This window comes from Roseovarius conchicola (assembly GCF_041403425.1).
Classification (GTDB): Bacteria; Pseudomonadota; Alphaproteobacteria; order Rhodobacterales; family Rhodobacteraceae; genus Roseovarius; species Roseovarius conchicola.
Genome location: NZ_JBGEHK010000002.1, coordinates 34,983 through 55,738, shown reverse-complemented (window position 1 = coordinate 55,738; position 20,756 = coordinate 34,983). Strand labels below are relative to the sequence as shown.

The 20,756-nt window shown below is 58.6% G+C and carries 21 protein-coding genes; 12 read left to right on the top strand and 9 right to left on the bottom strand.

Annotation, left to right across the window (positions count from 1 at the left end):
* The first annotated feature begins 36 nt into the window (after positions 1-36).
* Both V6N02_RS06125 and V6N02_RS06120 read left to right on the top strand, forming a co-directional pair.
* Positions 37-2,085 (top strand): ASKHA domain-containing protein, encoded by a 2,049-nt coding sequence (locus tag V6N02_RS06125; RefSeq protein ID WP_371224634.1) that lies wholly within the window; start codon positions 37-39, stop codon positions 2,083-2,085.
* A gap of 191 nt (positions 2,086-2,276) precedes the next feature.
* Positions 2,277-2,795, top strand: a complete 519-nt coding sequence (locus V6N02_RS06120) for a hypothetical protein (protein WP_371224633.1) — start codon at positions 2,277-2,279, stop codon at positions 2,793-2,795.
* Positions 2,796-2,879: 84 nt separating this feature from the next.
* Here the strand turns inward: V6N02_RS06120 and V6N02_RS06115 are convergent, their stop codons facing one another.
* Positions 2,880-4,016, bottom strand: coding sequence for a benzoate/H(+) symporter BenE family transporter (locus tag V6N02_RS06115; RefSeq protein ID WP_371224632.1), 1,137 nt, complete (start codon positions 4,014-4,016; stop codon positions 2,880-2,882).
* Positions 4,017-4,160: 144 nt separating this feature from the next.
* Here V6N02_RS06115 and V6N02_RS06110 point away from each other — a divergent pair, with 144 nt between their 5' ends.
* Positions 4,161-5,369 (top strand): NAD(P)/FAD-dependent oxidoreductase, encoded by a 1,209-nt coding sequence (locus tag V6N02_RS06110; protein WP_371224631.1) that lies wholly within the window; start codon positions 4,161-4,163, stop codon positions 5,367-5,369.
* A gap of 5 nt (positions 5,370-5,374) precedes the next feature.
* On the opposite strand, the gene V6N02_RS06105 is transcribed toward V6N02_RS06110, so the two are convergent.
* The 6 genes from V6N02_RS06105 to pyk form a co-directional block, all read right to left on the bottom strand.
* Positions 5,375-6,106, bottom strand: coding sequence for a proteasome-type protease (locus V6N02_RS06105; protein ID WP_371224630.1), 732 nt, complete (start codon positions 6,104-6,106; stop codon positions 5,375-5,377).
* A 35-nt stretch (positions 6,107-6,141) separates the two neighbouring features.
* Positions 6,142-6,939, bottom strand: coding sequence for a transglutaminase family protein (locus V6N02_RS06100; RefSeq protein ID WP_371224629.1), 798 nt, complete (start codon positions 6,937-6,939; stop codon positions 6,142-6,144).
* Positions 6,940-7,881, bottom strand: a complete 942-nt coding sequence (locus tag V6N02_RS06095) for an alpha-E domain-containing protein (protein WP_371224628.1) — start codon at positions 7,879-7,881, stop codon at positions 6,940-6,942.
* Between the two features lies 1 nt (position 7,882).
* Positions 7,883-9,307, bottom strand: a complete 1,425-nt coding sequence (locus tag V6N02_RS06090) for a circularly permuted type 2 ATP-grasp protein (RefSeq protein WP_371224627.1) — start codon at positions 9,305-9,307, stop codon at positions 7,883-7,885.
* A 132-nt stretch (positions 9,308-9,439) separates the two neighbouring features.
* A complete protein-coding gene (locus V6N02_RS06085; protein ID WP_371224626.1) occupies positions 9,440-9,661 on the bottom strand; it encodes a hypothetical protein in 222 nt (73 codons plus the stop codon).
* 33 nt (positions 9,662-9,694) lie between these two features.
* A complete protein-coding gene (gene pyk / locus V6N02_RS06080) occupies positions 9,695-11,140 on the bottom strand; it encodes a pyruvate kinase (protein WP_371224625.1) in 1,446 nt (481 codons plus the stop codon).
* Between the two features lie 188 nt (positions 11,141-11,328).
* On the opposite strand from pyk, the gene V6N02_RS06075 reads away from it, so the two are divergent.
* From V6N02_RS06075 to V6N02_RS06055, 5 genes are all read left to right on the top strand, one after another.
* Entirely contained in the window at positions 11,329-12,069 is a 741-nt protein-coding gene (locus V6N02_RS06075; protein ID WP_371224624.1) for an N-formylglutamate amidohydrolase, read from the top strand.
* 61 nt (positions 12,070-12,130) lie between these two features.
* Entirely contained in the window at positions 12,131-12,472 is a 342-nt protein-coding gene (locus V6N02_RS06070; RefSeq protein WP_371224623.1) for a tautomerase family protein, read from the top strand.
* A gap of 91 nt (positions 12,473-12,563) precedes the next feature.
* Positions 12,564-12,803: a DUF6868 family protein gene (locus V6N02_RS06065; protein ID WP_371224622.1), complete on the top strand. Its 240-nt coding sequence runs from the start codon at positions 12,564-12,566 to the stop codon at positions 12,801-12,803.
* Positions 12,804-12,898: 95 nt separating this feature from the next.
* Complete coding sequence (locus V6N02_RS06060) at positions 12,899-13,216, top strand: DUF1244 domain-containing protein (RefSeq protein WP_371224621.1); 318 nt, start codon at positions 12,899-12,901, stop codon at positions 13,214-13,216.
* Positions 13,216-14,385, top strand: coding sequence for an aminotransferase class V-fold PLP-dependent enzyme (locus tag V6N02_RS06055; RefSeq protein ID WP_371224620.1), 1,170 nt, complete (start codon positions 13,216-13,218; stop codon positions 14,383-14,385). The genes V6N02_RS06060 and V6N02_RS06055 overlap by 1 nt, the downstream gene beginning before the upstream one ends.
* Position 14,386: 1 nt before the next feature.
* On the opposite strand, the gene zapE is transcribed toward V6N02_RS06055, so the two are convergent.
* Entirely contained in the window at positions 14,387-15,445 is a 1,059-nt protein-coding gene (gene zapE, locus V6N02_RS06050) for a cell division protein ZapE (RefSeq protein WP_371224619.1), read from the bottom strand.
* A gap of 125 nt (positions 15,446-15,570) precedes the next feature.
* On the opposite strand from zapE, the gene V6N02_RS06045 reads away from it, so the two are divergent.
* Positions 15,571-16,809 carry an MFS transporter gene (locus tag V6N02_RS06045; RefSeq protein WP_371224618.1) on the top strand — a complete coding sequence of 413 codons (1,239 nt, stop codon included), beginning with the start codon at positions 15,571-15,573 and terminating at the stop codon, positions 16,807-16,809.
* A gap of 33 nt (positions 16,810-16,842) precedes the next feature.
* Here V6N02_RS06045 and V6N02_RS06040 read toward each other — a convergent pair whose 3' ends face one another.
* The gene (locus tag V6N02_RS06040) at positions 16,843-17,415 is read right to left on the bottom strand and encodes a DNA-3-methyladenine glycosylase I (protein WP_371224617.1); all 573 of its coding nucleotides are present in this window, start codon (positions 17,413-17,415) and stop codon (positions 16,843-16,845) included.
* A gap of 122 nt (positions 17,416-17,537) precedes the next feature.
* On the opposite strand from V6N02_RS06040, the gene V6N02_RS06035 reads away from it, so the two are divergent.
* From V6N02_RS06035 to phbB, 3 genes are all read left to right on the top strand, one after another.
* A complete protein-coding gene (locus V6N02_RS06035; RefSeq protein WP_371224616.1) occupies positions 17,538-18,380 on the top strand; it encodes an EAL domain-containing protein in 843 nt (280 codons plus the stop codon).
* 225 nt (positions 18,381-18,605) lie between these two features.
* Positions 18,606-19,781: an acetyl-CoA C-acetyltransferase gene (locus V6N02_RS06030; RefSeq protein ID WP_371224615.1), complete on the top strand. Its 1,176-nt coding sequence runs from the start codon at positions 18,606-18,608 to the stop codon at positions 19,779-19,781.
* A 193-nt stretch (positions 19,782-19,974) separates the two neighbouring features.
* Positions 19,975-20,697, top strand: coding sequence for an acetoacetyl-CoA reductase (gene phbB / locus V6N02_RS06025; RefSeq protein ID WP_371224614.1), 723 nt, complete (start codon positions 19,975-19,977; stop codon positions 20,695-20,697).
* Positions 20,698-20,756: the final 59 nt, after the last annotated feature.

Sequence of the window (20,756 nt, the reverse complement as noted above, 5' to 3'; positions counted from 1 at the left end):
TATGTTCCGGCGAAACACGGCTGATAGGAATCGAAGATGCCCGACACTGATCCTCTTGTTGTCTTCACGCCTTCGGGCAAACGCGGGCATTTTCCGGTGGGCACGCCTGTTCTGACAGCTGCGCGACAGCTGGGCGTTGACCTGGATTCGGTCTGCGGTGGGCGTGGTATTTGCTCGAAATGCCAGATCACTCCGGGGTATGGTGAATTTGCCAAACACGGTGTGACTGTGCAGGACGGAGCGCTGTCGGAATGGAACAAGGTCGAGGCGCGTTATGACGAAAAGCGCGGCTTGAAACCGGGCCGTCGTCTGGGCTGTCAGGCGCAGGTGATGGGCGATGTGGTGATCGACGTCCCCCCAGAAAGCCAGGTGCATAAACAGGTCGTTCGCAAGGCGGCCTCGGCCCGGGTGATTGAGATGGACCCGGCCACGCGGCTCTACTTCGTTGAGGTGGACGAGGCCGATATGCACGAACCTACCGGCGATCTGGAACGGCTGGAGCGGGCTTTGCGCGAGCAATGGGAAATCCCCGAGATTCGCGCTGACCTGACCCTGCTGACCAAGCTGCAACCGGTTCTGCGCAAGGGCAAATTTCAGGTCACAGTGGCGCTGAACAAAAGCCATGACGAAGATGTGGCGCGTGTTCTGGACATCTGGCCGGGCCTGCATGAGGGCGGGCTCTATGGACTGGCGATTGACCTTGGTTCGACCACGGTCGCGGCCCACCTGACCGATCTGGAAACGGGTGAAGTCAAGGCCAGTTCGGGCATCATGAACCCGCAAATCCGCTTTGGTGAAGACCTGATGAGCCGGGTCAGTTATTCGATGATGAACCCCGGTGGGGACAAGGAAATGACCGCCTCGGTGCGTGATGCGATCAATGTGCTGGCTGGCGAAATTGCGACCGAGGCCGAGATTGATCCCAGCCTGATCGTCGAGACTGTGTTTGTCTGCAATCCGGTGATGCACCATTTACTGCTGGGCATTGATCCGGTTGAACTTGGCCAGGCACCCTTTGCCTTGGCCACGTCGGGCAGCCTGACACTGGATGCCAGTGCGCTGGGCATGGATGCGATCAACCCGCGCGCGCGGGTCTATGTGTTGCCCTGCATTGCGGGTCATGTGGGGGCGGACGCCGCGGCCGTCGCGCTGTCGGAAGAGCCGGGCAAGTCCGAAGACCTCGCCCTGATCGTCGATGTGGGCACCAATGCTGAAATCCTGCTGGGCGACAAGAACCGGGTGCTGGCTTGTTCTTCTCCCACCGGCCCCGCCTTTGAAGGCGCACAGATCTCATCCGGTCAGCGCGCCGCTCCCGGTGCCATCGAAGCCATCCGGATTGACCCCGAAACCAAGGAACCTCGTTTCCGCGTGATTGGTTGCGAGAAATGGTCGGATGAAGAGGGCTTCTGGGAGGAAACCGCGACAACCGGGATTACTGGCATTTGTGGGTCGGGCATTATCGAAGCCGTGGCGGAACTGCGCATCGCTGGCCTGATGGACGAGTCTGGGCTGATCGGGTCGGCCGGGCAAACCGGCACCCCGCGCAACATTCCCGAAGGGCGCACCCACGCCTATCTGGTGCATGATGGCACTGCCGAGGGCGGCCCGAAGATCACCGTGACCCAAGGCGACATTCGCGCCATCCAACTGGCCAAATCGGCGCTTTATGCCGGCGCGCGCCTGTTGATGGACGAACGCGGTGTGGACAAGGTGGACCGTGTCGTGCTGGCGGGGGCCTTTGGAGCCCATATCTCGTCCCTGCACGCGATGGTGTTGGGCATGATCCCGGATGTGCCACTGGACAAGGTGACCAGCGCGGGCAATGCCGCAGGTACCGGCGCGCGGATTGCGCTGTGTAACGTGGCTGCGCGCGCCGAGATCGAGCGGGTCGTGGGCCAGATCACCAAGGTCGAAACCGCGATCGAGCCGAAATTTCAGGAGCATTTCGTCGCCGCCAACGCGATCCCGCACAAGACCGATCCCTTCCCCGAGCTTAGTCAGGTGGTCAACCTGCCTCAGCCAAGTTTCAACACCAAGGGCGAGGGTGATCAGGCTGGCGGCAGACGGCGGCGGCGTCGGGGTTGATAATAAGGCTTTGATTTAAAATCAAAAGTCACCGCTTCTTTCTCAATCGGCGCGCATAAATCGCATTTTTTTCGGAACCTTGTGGGCGGCCCCAAGTTCTTCTCCCAGACGCTGCGGTTGGATTTGCTTTTATCCAAGGGCCCTCGTGCCCGCTCTGGCCGCGGCATCAGGAAAAACAGAAGGAGACCGTTATGAAACCGATTAAGACTCTTGCTTTGTGCTCTGCCCTGGCCCTGTCGTCCACGGCTGTTGTAGCTGCAAACATGGAACTGTCCGATATCGAGGTCAAAACCGATCTGAGCGCCTACGAAAACAGCAGCGCGCTTGATTACTGGCCCACTCTGGAGGCCGATATCGCGCAAGAGATTTCCGAGAAAGTCGCCATTGATGACCTGTCAGATGCGCCGAGCATCCGCGTTGAAATCAACAAGGTTGCCGTGAACGGCGAAACCATCCTGGCCGATGACGGCGAATTCAATCAGCTGGAGGGTACCGTCGTTGTGATGGAATCGCTGAACGCTGGTACCAACGCCAAGGCGGATTCTGAGCCCGGACGTATTCTGCAGAGCTTTGCCGTCGGGGTAAGCGCGACGACACCCGACATCGTGTTGCCTGAGGGTTGGGTTTTGCTGCCTGCCACAAAAGATGACTTCTACAATGCCATGGTCGAAGGTTACGTCGATACTGCGTTGGAACAGATTGAGTTTTAAACCTGTCTCATCGCGCCATATGGCATAGTGTTTTTGCCCCATCGGGTTTCGTGACCCGGTGGGGCTTTACCATTTATTTATCTGTCATCTTGACCTGCGATCTGAAAGGGCCACCGCGATCCCGGCGACAAGGCCCCAGAACGCCGCGCCGATGCCAAAGATTACAACACCTGAGGCAGTGGTGATCAAGGTGACGGCGGCGGCAAAGCGGGTCGCCTCGGGGGTGAAGGCGGTCTGCACCGCGCCGAGGAAGGGCGAGATCAGGGCGAGGCCAGCTACCGTGCCGATGATCGACACCGGCAGCGCCAGGATCACTTGGGTGATGAACGGGCCCAGAAACCCCAGACCCACCCAGATCACCCCCTGCACCACGCCCACTTTCCAGCGCTGATCGCGGTCAGGATGCACATCGTCGCCCATGCATAGCGCCGCGGTGATGGCGGCCATGCAATGGGTATGCGCGCCGAACAGTGCCGACAGTCCCGATCCGATACCGGTGACCCCCAAGGCCTGCGGCACGGGCGGTTCATAGCCGTGCGCGCGCATCACGGCAAAGCCCGGCAGGTTTTGCGAGGCCATGGTGACCAGATAGAGCGGGATGCCAAGCCCGATCAGCACGGCTGTGTTGAATTCCGGCGGGATGAAGACAAACGGGTTCAACGGGATATCGGGCGCTGGCAGGGTGGCGTTAGTCAGCGTGAAGCCAAGCGCCAGACCAAGGGCAAGCGCGGCAATTGCCGCCATCAACGGGTTGATCAGGCGCATCAGAAAGAAGGCCGCAATGATCGGCAACGCAAAGACCGGATCTGTGCCTGCATAAGCGGCGGCGGCCATGCAAAAGGGTAACAACACACCGGCCAGCATGGCGCCGGCCACCCCGTCAGGAATGGCGCTGACCGCCTTGCGGACCGGCGGCAAAAGCGCCGTGATGATCAACAACAGGGCTGTCAAAAGGAAGGCTCCGACCGCGTCGGGCATGGTGATCCCCACCGTCGTGGCGATCAGGGCCGCACCCGGCGTGGACCAGGCCAGCACCACAGGCATGCGGGTTGTGAAACTCAGAAATGTCATGCCCAACCCTTTGGCAATCGACACAGCGGCCAGCCATGACGCGGCCTCGACCGGGCTGGCCCCCACGGCCTGTGCCGCGGCCAGCACGATGGCAACGGATGCGCCGTAGCCCACCATCGCCGCCACCAGGGCCGAGGATATCAAAGACATGCGCATGGGCGCTCCGAATTTGCTTTCCGGCGGACCGTAGGAGGCTTGAGCCACCGGTGCAACGCGTGATGTCACAAGGCTTGTTTTCTCGTGCCAAGGGATGCGAAGGGTAGAGCAGACCCGACCCGCGACAGGAGACATCTGATGCACAAGACGCCCCGGCAATCCAGCTATGACATTGTGATCATCGGCGGTGCGATCATGGGATCATCGACGGCGTGGTTCTTGTCGGACGATCCCGACTTTGACGGGCGCGTTTTGGTGGTGGAGCGTGACCCCAGTTTCGAGTTCGCCTCGACCACCCACACCAACAGTTGCATGCGTCAGCAGTTTTCCGAAGCCTTAAATGTGCGGATTTCGCAGTTTGCGGCCGATTTTGTCACCAATATCCGCGAGTATATGGGTGGGGATGAGCGTATCCCCGAGCTGTCGATCCGCAGTTTCGGTTACATGTATCTGGTCGATACCGATGCCTTTGCCGATGTGCTGCGACAGAATGTGAAGGTGCAGAATGCCACCGGGGCCGCAACCCAGTTGATGATGCCCGAGGATATCAAGCGCGATTACCCCTTCTACAATGTCGATGACATTGTTTTGGGAGCGATCAATCGCGTGAACGAGGGGTATTTCGACGGCAACACGGTTTGTGACTGGTGGCGGCGGCAGGCGCGTGAACGAGGGGTGGAGTACATACACAACGAGGTGGTCGCCATGTCTCTGAACGCGGCGGGTACGGCTGTGCGCAGCGTGACGCTGGCAACGGGTGAGGTGATTGCTTGTGACAAGCTGGTGAATGCCTCGGGGCCACGGGCCGCACAAACAGCACGGATGGTGGGGATCGAGATGCCGGTGGAGCCGCGCAAGCGGTATTCGTGGATATTCAAGGCCGACAAGCCGCTGGATCGTGACCTGCCGCTGACCATTGATCCCTCGGGTGTGCATGTGCGCGAAAATGGAGGTGGCACCTATCAGGCCGGGGGGCATTCCGATATTGATCCGGCAGCGGCCTATGATGATTTCACGATGGATTTCTCCCTTTGGGAAAACCATATCTGGCCGGTTCTGGCGACGCGTATTCCCCAATTCGAGGCGATCAAGGTGCAATCAGAATGGACCGGGCATTACGCTTATAACACTTTGGACCAGAACGCGATTTTAGGCCCGCATCCTGTGGTCGAAAACTTTTACTTCATCAACGGGTTCTCAGGTCACGGGTTACAGCAATCCCCGGCAATGGGGCGCGGTTTGGCCGAGATGCTGGTGCATGGGACGTATCGCAGCCTTGACCTCAGCCCGTTTCATTTTGACCGCATCGCAAGCGGCACGCCGATGGTGGAAAAGGCGGTGATCTGAGCCGCTTAGATATCGTAGTCCGGTAGCTGTTCCAGCGCCAGTCTCAGCGCATCGCCCCAGCCCGACGCAATCGATTGATAAACCGGATCATCCGCCTCGATCCGCAGTGTACGGTCACTGTGCAAGCTGTCATTCTCATAGACCTGCACATCAAAGGGCAGGCCGACCGAGAGGTTGGATTTCACGGTTGAATTGAACGACACCAAAAGCAGGCGCAGCGCCTCTTTGAAACTCAAGGTCGGCGCAAAGGCCCGCACCAGAATGGGTTTGCCATATTTCGCCTCGCCGATCTGGAAGAAGGGCGTGTCGTCGGTCACCTCGATAAAATTGCCTTCGGGATAGATCAGGAAAATGGTCGGTTGGCCCCCCTTGATCTGACCACCCACGATGGCCGAGGCGCTGAACTGATCATCGGATGTGGGGCCGACCGGGGTGCTGTAGGAAATCACCTCTTTCAACGTCGCGCCAACAAGGCGAGCCACCTGAAACATCGTCGGCTGGTTCAGGATGCCGGGGTCGCGATCTTCGGCGGCTTCCGAGCGTTCTTGCAGAAGGCTGATCATCGCCTGGGTGGTGGCCAGATTTCCAGCGGTCATGATGGTGATCGAGCGTTCGCCCGGGATGCTCCAAGTGAACATCTTGCGGGTCGAGGCGAAGTTGTCCACCCCGGCATTGGTGCGGGTGTCGGACATGAAAACCAGCCCGTGGTTCAGACGCATCCCTACGCAATATGTCATTCTGACTTGCCTGCCGAAATTGCCATGCCGTTGGCTTACTGCTGCACCTGTAAAGATACAATCAATGTTTCATCCCCATCGCCCATCCGCAAGCCCGAGACGGGGGCGGCGTCATGGGCATCGCGTCCGGTGGCGATACGGACGTATTTCTCATCCGGAGAGACTCCGTTTGAGACATCAAAGCCCACCCAGCCCAGATCGTCCAGATGGACCTCGGCCCAGGCGTGGCTGGCATCCTGATCAACGCGGTCATTCATCATAAGGTACCCCGACACATACCGCGCAGGCAGACCAGCCAGACGGGCGGCAGCGATCATGATATGGGCGTGGTCCTGACACACGCCGTGGCCAATCGCGATGGCCTCGGTCGCAGAGGTTTCAGAATGGGTTTTCTCGGCTTGATAGGGCACGGCCTTGAGAATGGCAGAGGACAGATCATGTAGTCCGTTCAGCGTGGTGTCACTGGCGATGATCGTCTTGGAAAGAGCCTCAATATCAGATGAAGGCTGTGTCAGTTTGCTGGCCTGCTGAAAATGCCACAGCGGTGCGCGGCCATAGGTCTTGCCCAGAACACCAGCCGTGTCGCGCGTTTCGACCGTGCCGGTGGCGGTGATGGTCATCTGATGCGTCCGGATATCTGCGCTGACCAGATCGACGTGGTTGCCGTAGTGATCGACATAGCTGGTTTCGATCTTGCCACCGGTGATCTCCAGATCCCAGTTGGCGATATCCTGTAGCGGCCCCGATAGGGGCCGCAACCGCACCTTTTGCAGCGCATAGCTGACCGGCGTGTCATAGGCGTAGGAGGTGGTATGGGTAATGGTCAGTCGCATCTAGCCGTTAAACCTGTAATCTTTTTCGATCTGCAGGCCCAACTCGGCTGTGCTGGCGATGGCGGTGCTGAGAAACTCGTGCAGGCCTTCATCAAAGATCGAATTGATGTCGCGGTCTTTCAGCCGGGCATGGAAGTCCCGCGCCATTTCAAGGCTCTCGGATTCAGCGCCGTAATCATCGGCCAGAAAACCCAGATTGCCCACCAGCGCACTGGCACAAAACGCCAGCGAGCGGGGCATCCGGCGATCAAGGATCAGGAAGCTGGCGATGTTGGCGGCGTTGTATTCCCCCTCCATCGCCCAACGGAACGACCGATGCGCCGAGACTGAACGCAGGATTGTTTCCCACTGCACATTGTCCATCCGGCTGCCCACGAAAGACGGTGAGGGCAGCAAAGCGTGGTATTTCACGTCGATGATCCGTGCGGTGCTGTCGGCGCGTTCCACAAAGGTGCCAAGACGACAGAAATCGTAGATATCATTGCGCAGCATCGTGCCGTGCAGCGCGCCGCGCACCAGCGCCGATTGTTGTCGGATGATGCCCAAAACTTCGGGCAGATCGGTTTCGGGCACCGGCTCTTTCAGGATGTCATCCAGCAGCATCCAGGTTTCGTTGACCGCCGACCACACTTCGCTGGTCAGGGCGGTGCGCACCATCCGTGCATTGTCGCGCGCGGTTTTGATCACCGACAGGACCGAGCTGGGATTGTCCAGATCGCGCAGCAGGAAATCGGTGACACGGGTACTGTCATAGCTGTCATGCTTGGCCTCATAGGCCATTTGCGCGGCGGAGGTGACGATGACCGATTTCCATTCCGAGGCCGGATCGCTGGAGCGGGTCAGCGCCATGCGAAACCCAGCCTCGATCAGGCGCGCGGTGTTTTCCGCCCGCTCAAGCCCGCGAAACATCCAGTAAAGACCACCTGCGGTTTTGCCCAGCATATCAGCCCTCCAGAACCCAGGTGTCTTTGGTGCCGCCGCCCTGGCTGGAATTGACCACCAGGCTGCCCTCGGTCAACGCCACACGGGTCAGCCCGCCGGGCGCGATGTTCACGCCTTCGGGCGAGACCAGCGCGAAGGGGCGCAGATCGACATGGCGCGGGGCAAGGCCCGCCTCGGTAAAGATCGGAACGGTGGACAGCGACAAGGTCGGCTGGGCGATGTAATTGGCCGGGTGCGCCTTTAGCTTTTCGGTGAACTCGGCCAGTTCCTTTTTGCTGGCGGCAGGGCCGACCAACATGCCATAGCCGCCTGATCCATGAACCTCTTTGACCACCAGATCGGCTAGGTTATCCAACACATATTGCAGCGTGTCCGGTTCCGAGCAGCGATGCGTTTCAACATTCTTCAGGATTGCCTTCTCGCCGGTGTAGAACTCGACGATATCGGGCATGTAGCTATAGATCGCTTTGTCATCGGCCACGCCAGTGCCGGGGGCATTGGCGATGGTGATATTGCCCGCGCGATAGACATCCATGATGCCCGGCACACCAAGCATCGAGGTGGGATTGAAAGTCAGCGGATCGAGGAATTCATCATCCACCCGGCGATAAATCACGTCGATCACCTTTTCGCCGCGCGTCGTGCGCATGGTGATATGGCCGTTGACCACTTTCAGATCATGCCCCTCGACCAGTTCGACGCCCATCTGATCAGCCAGAAAGCTGTGTTCAAAATAGGCCGAGTTGTGAATGCCGGGGGTCAGGACCACAACGCAGGGCCGTCCGGGGCAATTCGGGTGGGCCGATGCCTCAAGCGAGGCGCGCAGGTTCTTGGGGTAATCATTGACCCGCTGCACCCTGATCTTGCTGAAAAGCTCGGGGAACATCTGCAGCATGGTTTCGCGGTTTTCCAGCATATAGCTGACACCGGACGGCGTGCGCGCATTGTCCTCAAGCACGAAGAAATCATCCTCGCCAGTGCGGACGATATCGGTACCGACGATATGGGTATAGACGCTGCCCGGCGGGGTGAAATCCATCATCTCGGGCAGGAAAGCATCGTTCTGGGCGACCAGATCGACGGGCACCACGCCCGCACGCAGGATTTCCTGACGGTTATAGATATCGTGCAGGAACGCATTGATTGCGCGGACCCTTTGATCCACGCCTTTGGACAGTTTCGTCCATTCACTGTTGGACAGGATGCGCGGCACCAGATCGAAAGGGATCAGGCGCTCTTCTGCATCGGACTGACCATAGACATTGAAGGTGATGCCAGTGCGGCGAAAAAAGGCCTCGGCCTCCTGTGATTTACGGGCCAGCCGTTCGACATCCTGTTTGGTAAACCACGTATCATAGCTGGAATATGGGGTGCGAACGCCATCCTCGGATGTCATTTCGCTGAAGTGCTTGGGCGCGTTAACCATATGATCAGCTTACAGAAACGACCCGGATTGACAACCAATCGCCCAATTGAGCGGTTTTGGCCCTGACAAAGCGCCTAAAAAATCAACCCGTTTGCACAGGCTGTGAGCGTAGGCGGCATATCGGGAAATGCGTCAGAGGAACTTTGCCACAACCCGTACAAAGGCGCCGGGCACATCTTCCAGCGTATACCCCCCGGGGTGAGAATTGATCGCATAAAGGATCAGCACACCAGAGGCGATAATGGTAAAAGCCGCGACGCGTGGCGCGCGCCCCTCAGAGATGGCTGACAGGATCGACGGGATGGAAAAGACGCCCAGCAACACGCCAATAACAAGGATAATGTCGGTATCCAAAATACCTGCTCCTGCACTTCACCTGATGCAAGCCTATCCCGGATCTGTCGAAAAAAGCAAACTTTCCTGACAAGGCGCGATACGCAGGATGTTGGTTGTGCCGGGTACGTTGAAAGGCACGCCGGCGGTGATCACGATCTGATCCAGCGCTTCCGCATAGCCTTGCGCGCGGGCCGCTCGGGCGGCGGCGATCACGGCCAGTTTGAAGCGTTCCAGCTCGTCGGTCATTACGCAGTTTACGCCCCAGCTGAGCGCGAGGCGCCGCGCAGTGCCGCGCAGATTGGTCATCGCCATGATAGGGACCCGGGGGCGTTCACGCGCAGTCAACAGGGCTGTCGTGCCGGATTGCGTGAAACAGCAGATCGCCTTGATATCCGTTGCCTCGGCAATTTCGCGTGCGGCGGCCACGATGCCATCCGCGACAGACGTCCTTTCCACCCGGCGTGAGGCTTCGATAATCTGAGTATAGGTCGGGTCTTCTTCCACTTCGCGGGCAACGTTGTCCATCGTGGTCACGGCTTCCACCGGATAGTCCCCGGCGGCGGATTCGGCCGAGAGCATGATTGCGTCCGCGCCTTCATAAATGGCCGCTGCCACATCCGAAACCTCGGCCCGGGTGGGCACCGGGCTTTCCACCATGCTTTCCAACATTTGCGTGGCCACGATCACCGGCTTGGCGGCAGCCCGGCATTTGCGCACAAGGCGTTTCTGGATGGGTGGGACGTTCTGCACCGGCAGTTCAACCCCCAGATCGCCGCGCGCCACCATGATCCCGTCCGAGGCTGCTAGAATGTTGTCGAACCACTCGACTGCCGAGGGCTTTTCTATTTTGGAGAGAATCGCGGCCCGGCCGGCACAAAGCGCGCGGGCCTCTTCCACGTCTTTGGCGCGCTGAACAAAGCTGAGCGCCAGCCAATCGACGCCCAATTCACAGACAAACTCAAGATCGGCGCGATCCTTTTCGCTCAAAGCGGCCAGCGGCAGCACCACGTCGGGCACGTTCACACCCTTGCGGTTTGAGATCGTTCCACCGACCACCACCTCGGTTTCCGCATAATCCGCGCCGCAATCGGTAACTTTCAGGCGGATTTTGCCATCATTGACCAGCAGGGACGATCCCACTTCCAGCGCCTCGAAAATCTCGGGATGCGGCAGGCAAACGCGGGTGGCGTCGCCGTCAGCCGGGTCCAGGTCAAGACGGAAGGGCGCACCGGGTTCCAGCTCTTCCTCTTCTTTGGCAAATACACCAACGCGCAGTTTCGGCCCCTGCAGATCGGCCAGAATACAGATCGGGCTATCGCAGTCCTCTTCGATCTGGCGGATGATGCGGTGTTTCTCGCGGATGCTGTCGTGATCGCCATGGCTCATGTTCAGACGGAACACATCTGCACCAGCTTCGTGCAGGGCGCGGATGGTGTCATAATCCTCGGAGGATGGGCCAAGCGTGGCGACGATCTTGACGTTGCGAAAGCGTCTCATTCCTGCGTCCTTATCTTGTCTTTACCTGTAATCGGCATGCGGCATGCGGGGCTGTCAACCGACATGACGGGAAACTGCGCCGTCGGACCGCTTTTGATGTTACCGCTATCAATCTCACTTTGCCTTATTACCCAATTCACATTCTGCATCAACTGTCCTAAATCCTGCTCAGAGGATTTAACAACCCGATGACATATCAACCTTTTGACATCGAAGGGGCTGATCGCCCTGCCAGGTGGCTCGTCACCTGCGACCATGCCACCAACACGGTGCCGCCTTTTGTGAATGGCGGAAACTTGGGTCTGCCCGATTCGGATATGGGGCGCCATATTGCCTATGATGTGGGGGCTGCGGGTCTGACCCGGCGGCTGGCCGAGCGACTGGATGCCCCGGCCATCCTGTCAAATTTCTCGCGGCTGGTGATTGATCCCAACCGGGGCGAGGATGACCCGACGCTTCTGATGAAGCTTTATGACGGTACGATCATCCCCGGCAATCGCCATGCGGATGTGGAGGAACGCGAGCATCGTCTGAATCGCTGTTATCGCCCCTATCACACCGCGCTGGCCGAGTTGGCAGCGCGCCGGGCCGATACGGTGATCATCTCTGTCCACAGCTTTACCAAACAGCTGAACGGCTATGCGCCACGCCCCTGGCACGTGGGACTGCTTTATGCATCCGACACCCGGCTGGCACGGCCGTTGGCCGATCTTCTGGGGCAGGAAAATGATCTGTGCATCGGTGAGAACGAACCCTATGGCGGGCACCTGCCCGGAGACGCCATTGCACGCCATGCGATTGCGTATGAGCGGCCCAATATCCTGATCGAGCTGCGCAATGATCTGATCGAGGATGCCGCGGATCAGGTCGCGTGGGCCGATCGTCTGGCACCTTTCATCGAAAAAGCAGGTGAAATCGCCGGAGTGTGATGAGCCATTGCAAGCCCGGCCCAAGCGATGCAGGGTTTGCGGGTCTTCTGAAAGGTCCGCCATGCCCCACATTGTCATCGAACACTCCGCCGGTCTTCAGGATAGTCACGATCTGCAGTCGCTTTGCGATGTGATCTGGCAAGGCTTTGCCGATCACCCTTCGGTCAAAGGCCCTGACACCGTACGCGTGCGTTGTATCGCGGCAACGGCCAGCCGCATCGGGGTCGAGCCGCAAAGCTTTGCCCATGCCACCGTGCTGTTGTTGCCGGGGCGCAGCGAGGCGCATCGCAGTGAACTGGCACAACTGGTGATGGACGCGATGACAGGGCCGCTGGCCGATGTGGGCAGCCTGACCGTGCGCCTTACAGACCTGAACCCGCCCTATCTCAAACGTATGTTGTAGCCCTGCGTCTTGCTGTCCCACCGTCTTGCGGTGCCTGGGCGCTCTCCCCACATCTGTGGTGTGATTTCCTGAAATCCGAAAGGATATTGCGATGACACAAGACATGCTCACGAACGTCTTTGGCTGGATGGTGGTCCTGAACTTCGGCATCCTGCTGATCAGCACCTTTTTGATCCTTGTGCTCAGGGATTGGGTATCAGAGCTGCACTCCCGGTTGTTCGGGTTGGATGCCGCAGTGGTCCGGCAGACTATGTATGTCTGGCTGGGCGGCTACAAGTTAGCGTTGATCGTGCTGACGCTCGTGCCGTATCTTGCTTTGCGGTTGATGTAATACGTTCCGCAGGGCAATGCGATTGTACCGCTGTCAGGCCGCTGCTAGGCTGCCTGGCGGAGCTTGCCACATTTTCCTTTGGAGCCTGATGAACGATGGACGATCAAACCCGTATCGAAATCGAAGCCGCCGCCTTTCGCACCCTGCGCGAACACCTGATGGAAAAGCGCACTGACGTGCAGAATATCGACATGATGAACCTCGCCGGGTTCTGCCGCAATTGCCTGTCACGCTGGTATCAGGAGGCCGCCAATGAACGCGGCATCGAAATGGGGAAGGAAGAGGCCCGCGAGATTTATTACGGCATGACCATGGATGAATGGAAAGCCAACTATCAGACTGACGCGTCACCCGAAAAGCAGCAAGCATTCAAGAAAGCTTTTGCCGAGAATGTCGGAACGGACAAGGCCTGATGGATATCGCCGCGCTGCGTGCTGACACGCCCGGCTGCGCAGAGGTTCTGCATTTCAACAATGCCGGGGCCGGGTTGATGCCTCAACCGGTGATAGATGCTCTGACAGGGCATATTGCCTTGGAGGCACGAATCGGCGGCTATGAGGCGCATGCATCAGCCAAGGGTGAGTGCGATGCCTTCTATGACGAGTTTGCCAGGCTTCTGAACGCAAGCCCTGATGAGATTGCTTTCATCGAAAACGCCACCCGTGCCTGGGACATGGCGTTTTATGGTCTGCCCTTGGGCGAGGGGGATCGAATCCTTACCCATGGCTCGGAATATGTGTCGAACTATCTGGCGTTCCTGCAACAGGCCAAGCGGCGCGGTTTGGAAATTGATCTCATTCCCTCGGATGCCTTCGGGCAGGTGGATGTCGAGGCTATTCCCGCGTTGATCACCCCACAGACCCGTGTAATTGCTCTCACCCATGTGCCCACGCAGGGCGGATTGGTGAACCCCGCCGAAGAGGTCGGAAACATCGCCAAAGACCATGGGCTGATCTATGTGCTGGATGCCTGCCAGTCTGCCGGTCAGATTGATCTGGACGTGCAGAAAATCGGCTGCGATGTGCTGTCCGGCACGGGCCGGAAGTATCTGCGCGGGCCTCGCGGCACCGGGTTCCTCTATGTACGCCGCGAGATGATTGGGCAGATCGAGCCGCCTTTCATCGACCTGTTTGCGGCCACCTGGACGGGGCGGCAAAGCTATGAACTGGCCCCGGATGCCAAACGCTTTGAGAACTGGGAACGCAATATCGCCGGTCAGATTGGGTTGATGCAGGCTGTCCGCTATGCGCGCGCCATCGGCCTGCCTGCGATCGAAGCGCGGGTGAGCACACTTGCGGCCAGTTTGCGAGATGCGTTGCGCGACATCCCGGGCGTCAGCGTGCACGATCAGGGACTGCGCAAATGCGGCATCACCACCTTCACCAAATTCGGTGTGGCCCCGGATCAGATTACCGCTGCGCTGAGCGCGCAGGGTATCAACACGTCGGTCTCTCTTCTGACCAGCGCGCGGCTGGACTTGGAACCCCGCGGCCTGACCGATGGTTTGGTCCGGGCGTCGGTTCATTATTATAATACTGACGAGGAAATTGCGCGGTTCGCCGCCGCCGTTGCCGCGCTCTAGATCAGGTCTGGCCCCAATCCTCAGATTGCATTTCGCGCAACCGGCTGGCAGTGCGTTCAAACTCGAAACTGCCTTCGCCCTCAATGTAAAGGAACTCGGGTTTGGCGGCGGCTGAACAGATCAGTTGCACCTTGGCCTCGTAAAGCGCGTCAATCAGGGTGACAAAGCGCTTGGCCTCGTTGAAATTACTGCGGCCCAGCTGAGGGATATTCTCCAACACCAGCACGCGCGCCGCCTCGGCCAGGGCCAGATAGTCAGCCGGGCCAAGCGGCTTGCCGCACAGGTCGTAGAAACTGGCCCGCGCCACGCCGTTATGAAACGCCGGGATCAGAACTTCGCGTTTGTTGACGATCAATGGCAGGGGGCCACCCTGTCCACCGGTCAAATCCTGCCACACCGCGTCGATCTGCGCGCGCGCCTCATCATTAACGGGGGTGAAATAGCTGGGGCTTCCGGCCAGCTTGTCTTGCCGGTAATCGGTGGGACTGGTCATTTCATGCACCACCATCTGTTCTTTCACCAGATCGATGAAAGGCAGGAACAGCTGTCGGTTCAGACCGTTCTTATACAGATCGTCCGGCACGCGGTTCGATGTCGTCACAACCACCACACCGGCATCAAACAGCGCCTGAAACAAGCGCCCGACAATCATCGCATCGGTGATGTCGGTGATCTGCATTTCGTCAAAAGCCAGAAGGCGGACGCTGTCGATCACCTCTTTGGCCACAGGGGCCAGCGCATCCTCGACCCCTTTCTGTCGGGCGGCATGCATGCCCTTGTGAATTTCCTGCATGAAAGCGTGAAAATGCACACGACGGCTGGGCACCTGCAATGTGTCGACGAACAAATCCATGATCATTGATTTGCCGCGCCCGACCCCGCCCCAAAGATAGAGACCCTTGGGTGCCTCGGCGGTTTTGCGAAACCATCCCTTCTTGGCAGGCTGCGCCAAACCCGCCCGAATGCGCTCGAATTCGGGGATCACCGCCACCTGGGTGGCGTCCTGTGTCAGCACGCCCTCGGCGACCATGGCGGCATAAAGATTTGGCAGCGTTTCCATGGCGAACCTCTAACCTGCGATGTCGCCAAGGGAAAGCCCGCTGCGATTTGGTGATTGTGTGCATCACAATTGCTGAATTGACGGGTCGGAGCGATCCCATAGAGTGGTGATCTCAGGAGCGCGTCATGCAGAAATCTGCCCCCCTTTTTACGCCGGTGCTGATCGTCGGTTGTGCGATCATCCTGGTGTCCTTTGCGATCCGCGCCTCGTTTGGCGTGTTCCAGATTCCGATCGCGGATGAGTTCGGGTGGTTGCGCGCCGAGTTCTCCATGGCAATCGCCATTCAGAATCTGGCCTGGGGCATCGGGCAGCCTTTCTTCGGCGCTTTGGCCGAGAAGATCGGGGACCGCAGGGCGATCATCATCGGCGCGTTCATCTATGCTGCCGGACTGGTGCTCAGCTCGTTTGCGGTGACACCAGAGGCACACCAATTCTATGAAATTTTGGTGGGCTTCGGCATCGCGGGCACCGGCTTTGGTGTGATCCTTGCAGTCGTGGGCCGGGCCAGTTCGGATGAAAATCGGTCGATGTCACTCGCTATCGCGACGGCGGCAGGGTCAGGCGGGCAGGTGGTTGGCCCGCCTTTGGCGGAATTCATGCTGGGCCAAATGAGTTGGCAAATGGTGTTCCTTGCCTTTGCCGCAATGATCTTGGCGGTTCTTTTGCTGCTGCCGATGATGCGTAGTCCCAAGGTGGCCACCAAGGCCGAGCTTGAGGAAAGCATGGGGGTTATTTTGAACCGTGCGCTGCGCGATCCCAGCTTTACTTTGATCTTCCTCGGGTTCTTATCCTGCGGCTACCAGTTATCGTTCGTCACCGCGCATTTCCCGGCCTTCGTGACCGAGATGTGCGGCCCGATTGCACCGGGCAGCACCTTGCATAACATAGGGATCACCACGACCTCGGCGCTGGGCGCGGTGGCGATCTCCGTGATTGGGCTGGCCAATATCGGGGGCACTTTGTTCGCCGGGTGGCTGGGCAATCGGTATTCCAAGAAATACTTGCTGGCGGGGATTTACACCCTGCGCACTTTGATTGCGGCGGCGTTTATCCTGACGCCGATCACGCCCGGAACAGTGTTGCTTTTCTCGGTCAGCATGGGGGCGCTGTGGCTGGCCACGGTGCCGCTGACCAGCGGGCTGATCGCGCATATCTATGGGTTGCGTTACATGGGCACGCTCTATGGGATCGTGTTTTTCAGCCACCAGTTGGGCAGTTTCCTGGGCGTTTGGCTGGGGGGACGGATGTATGACATCTATGGCGACTACACCGCCGTGTGGTGGATTGGTGTAGGGGTTGGCGCGTTCTCGGCGATTGTGCATTTGCCGGTACGCGAAAGCCGGAGAGAGGCTGTCCCCGTGTGAGTGGTCCCACCCGGCAGGTGCCGTGCTGACGATCTAACGTGCCAGCTTAGCCACCGTGTCATGACAGGGACAGGTGATCAGATGATCGTTAACCATTCCGACCGCCTGCATGAACGCGTAAACAATTGTTGGTCCGCAAAACTTGAATCCACGTTTCTTCAAATCCTTTGAAATCCGTTGGGACAACTCCGTCTGCGCGGGCACCTCGGACAGCGAAGACCATCGGTTTTGCAAAGGCGCGCCACCCATGTAGTCCCACAGGTACGTGTCAAATCCTTGCTCCTGCTCAATCACCTGCCAGGCACGCGCGTTGCCAATGGTGGCCTCGATCTTGCCGCGGTGGCGGATGATGCCGGGATTGTCCAACAGGCGCAGCACATCGTCTTCACCCCAAGTGGCAATGATATTTGGATCAAACCCTTCAAATGCCTCGCGAAAACTGTCGCGTTTCTTCAGGATCGTGATCCAGCTCAGCCCGGCCTGAAACCCATCCAGAATCAGCTTTTCCCACAGCGCGCGGCTGTCATATTCGGGCACGCCCCACTCGGTGTCGTGATAGTCCAGGTAGATCGGATCGGGCCCTGCCCAGCCACACCTGTCTGACATGTTCTTTTCCTCTCCGACTGGTTCGCGGTGATGGATGCCGACAATTCTCGGCGAATTCTCGATTTAAGACTTCCTTAGCGCGGATGGTCCAGCCTGTGAACCAACCAAACTGGAGGCGGGCCATGCCACGAGATGATAAAATGACCAAGGCGGATATTCCTGCGGGGGCACAGGACCCGCTGTCTTACGCCGTGGCTGCGCGGGATCGGTCAGTGATCGAAATGGTGAATGCGGCCGTGCGCCATAAGCAGGTCATGCTGGCCTATCAGGCGGTCGTACCCGCGCGGAACCAATCAAAACCCGCCTTTTACGAGGGACTGATCCGGGTGCTGGACGAAACCGGGCGTATAATACCGGCCAAAGATTTCATCGGCGCGATTGAAACGACTGAAACCGGAAGGATTGTTGACTGCCTTGCTTTGGAAAAAGGGCTGCATGTCCTGTCCAAGTATCCGTGCATTCGCTTGTCGATCAACATGTCGGCACGCTCGATCGGCTACAGCCGCTGGATGCGCACACTCAAGCGAGGGCTGGGCAAAGACCCGACAATCGGCGAGAGGCTGATCCTTGAGATCACGGAAAGCTCGGCCATGCTGGTGCCTGAACTGGTGATGGGCTTTATGGCCGATTTGCAGAGCAAGGGGATCAGCTTTGCACTGGATGACTTTGGCGCAGGCTATACGTCGTTCCGCTATCTCAGGGATTTCTATTTCGACATTCTCAAGATTGACGGGCAGTTCATTCGCGGGATTTCTCAGGATCCTGACAATCAGGTGCTGACAACGGCTTTGGCTACGATTGCCGAGCAGTTTGATATGTTGACTGTGGCCGAAAGCGTCGAGACACCACAGGATGCCGCCTATCTGACCGCGATGGGCATCGACTGTTTGCAGGGCTACTACTATGGCGCGCCCACTGTTCGTCCCCCCTGGCTTGCACCGGTTGAGAATCGCGCTTCGGCCTGATCTGTCGCCACTGCTGTTTCACTCAACTGTCTTTGCAGGGCGTGGGTGGTGCACATGCTAAAACATGCCGATCGCACGAGGCAGAGCGAAACTGCGACATACCCTACTGTTGCCGCGTTGCGGCGCATCCTTTAAGACATCGCCAACAGCCGGGGGAATCTGGACTCCTTATTTGTTGTGATGCCCAGACATTGCCCGGCCTCATCATTGGTGGAGGACAGACATTTGACCAACGTAGTTATCGCATCAGCCGCACGCACTGCCGTGGGCTCTTTCAGCGGCTCATTCGCAAACACCCCGGCCCATGATCTGGGCGCAGCCGTTCTGGACGCGGTTGTTGCGCGCGCGGGCATCGACAAATCCATGGTGTCCGAAACCATCCTGGGTCAGGTGCTGACCGCCGGTCAGGGTCAGAACCCCGCCCGTCAGGCGCATGTGAATGCCGGCCTGCCCATCGAAAGCTCGGCATGGAGCATCAACCAAGTCTGTGGATCTGGTCTGCGGACCGTGGCATTGGGTGCTCAGCACATCCAGCTGGGCGATGCCGATATTGTCGCTGCTGGCGGTCAGGAAAACATGACGCTCAGCCCCCATGTTGCTCACCTTCGTGCAGGCCACAAAATGGGTGACATGAAATATATCGATTCGATGATCCGCGACGGCCTTTGGGATGCGTTCAACGGATATCATATGGGTCAGACAGCCGAGAATGTTGCCGACCAATGGCAGATCACCCGCGACATGCAGGACGAGTTTGCCGTGGGCAGCCAGAACAAAGCCGAAGCCGCTCAAAACGCTGGCAAATTCGATGACGAGGTGATCCCCTTCACGGTCAAGACCCGTAAAGGCGACATCGTTGTCGACAAGGATGAATACATCCGCCACGGGGCCAATCTGGAAGCGATGCAGAAAATGCGCCCCGCCTTTACCAAAGACGGTTCGGTTACCGCTGCGAACGCGTCAGGCATCAATGACGGAGCCGCTGCCGTTCTGCTGATGAGTGCCGATCAGGCCGAAAAGCAAGGGGTCGAACCTCTGGCGCGCATCGCCTCTTACGCTACCGCCGGTCTGGACCCCTCGATCATGGGCGTTGGCCCAATCCACGCCAGCCGCAAAGCACTGGAAAAAGCCGGTTGGTCGGTTGATGACCTGGACCTGGTCGAAGCCAACGAAGCGTTTGCCGCGCAGGCTTGCGCCGTCAACAAAGACATGGGTTGGGACCCGTCCATCGTGAACGTGAACGGTGGCGCGATCGCCATTGGTCACCCGATCGGGGCGTCGGGCTGCCGAATCCTGAACACGCTGCTGTTCGAGATGAAGCGCCGCGATGCCAAGAAGGGTCTTGCCACATTGTGCATCGGTGGCGGTATGGGCGTGGCCATGTGCCTTGAGCGCCCCTAAGCCCAAGCCTCGCGAATCACGTAAGGTAAAGGGCGTCCACCTGCGGCGCCCTTTGTCTTTTTAAGAGACGACAATACGCATAATCGGCCATTTTTAGCTGCATTGCAGAAAAACATCACGCAATAATATTGCGTATTATCAATCAAAACAGTAACAGAGTTACCAACAGGATTACGCCAGTCAGGAGGACATCATGGCACGAACAGCACTTGTCACCGGTGGATCGCGCGGTATCGGCGCGGCCATTTCCAAAGCACTCAAGGCCGAAGGCCACAACGTTGCCGCCACTTACGCGGGCAATGACGAGGCCGCGGCGGCCTTTACCGCCGAAACCGGCATCAAGACCTACAAATGGAACGCCGCCGATTACGACGAATCGACCGCCGGTATCGCCCAGGTCGAAGCCGATCTTGGCCCCATCGACATAGTCGTTGCCAACGCCGGTATCACCCGTGACGCACCTTTCCACAAAATGACGCCCGAACAGTGGCATCAGGTGATCGACACCAACCTGACCGGCGTGTTCAACACTGTGCACCCCGTCTGGCCCGGCATGCGCGAGCGTAAATTCGGTCGTGTGATCGTGATCAGTTCGGTCAATGGTCAAAAAGGCCAGTTCGCACAGGTGAACTATGCCGCGACCAAAGCTGGTGACATCGGCATCGTGCGTTCACTGGCTCAGGAAGGTGCGCGCGCCGGCATCACGGCCAACGTGGTTGCCCCCGGTTACATCGCCACCGAAATGGTTATGGCCGTGCCAGAAAAAGTTCGCGAGTCGATCATTGCGCAAATCCCTGCGGGCCGTCTGGGCGAGCCAGAGGAAATCGCACGCTGCGTGGCGTTCCTAGCCTCGGACGATGCACAGTTTATCAACGGTTCGACGATTTCAGCGAACGGTGCACAGTTCTTTAGCTGAGACAAAACCACAAACATAATCAAAGGGCCGGTCACATCTGACCGGCCCTTTTCTCATTC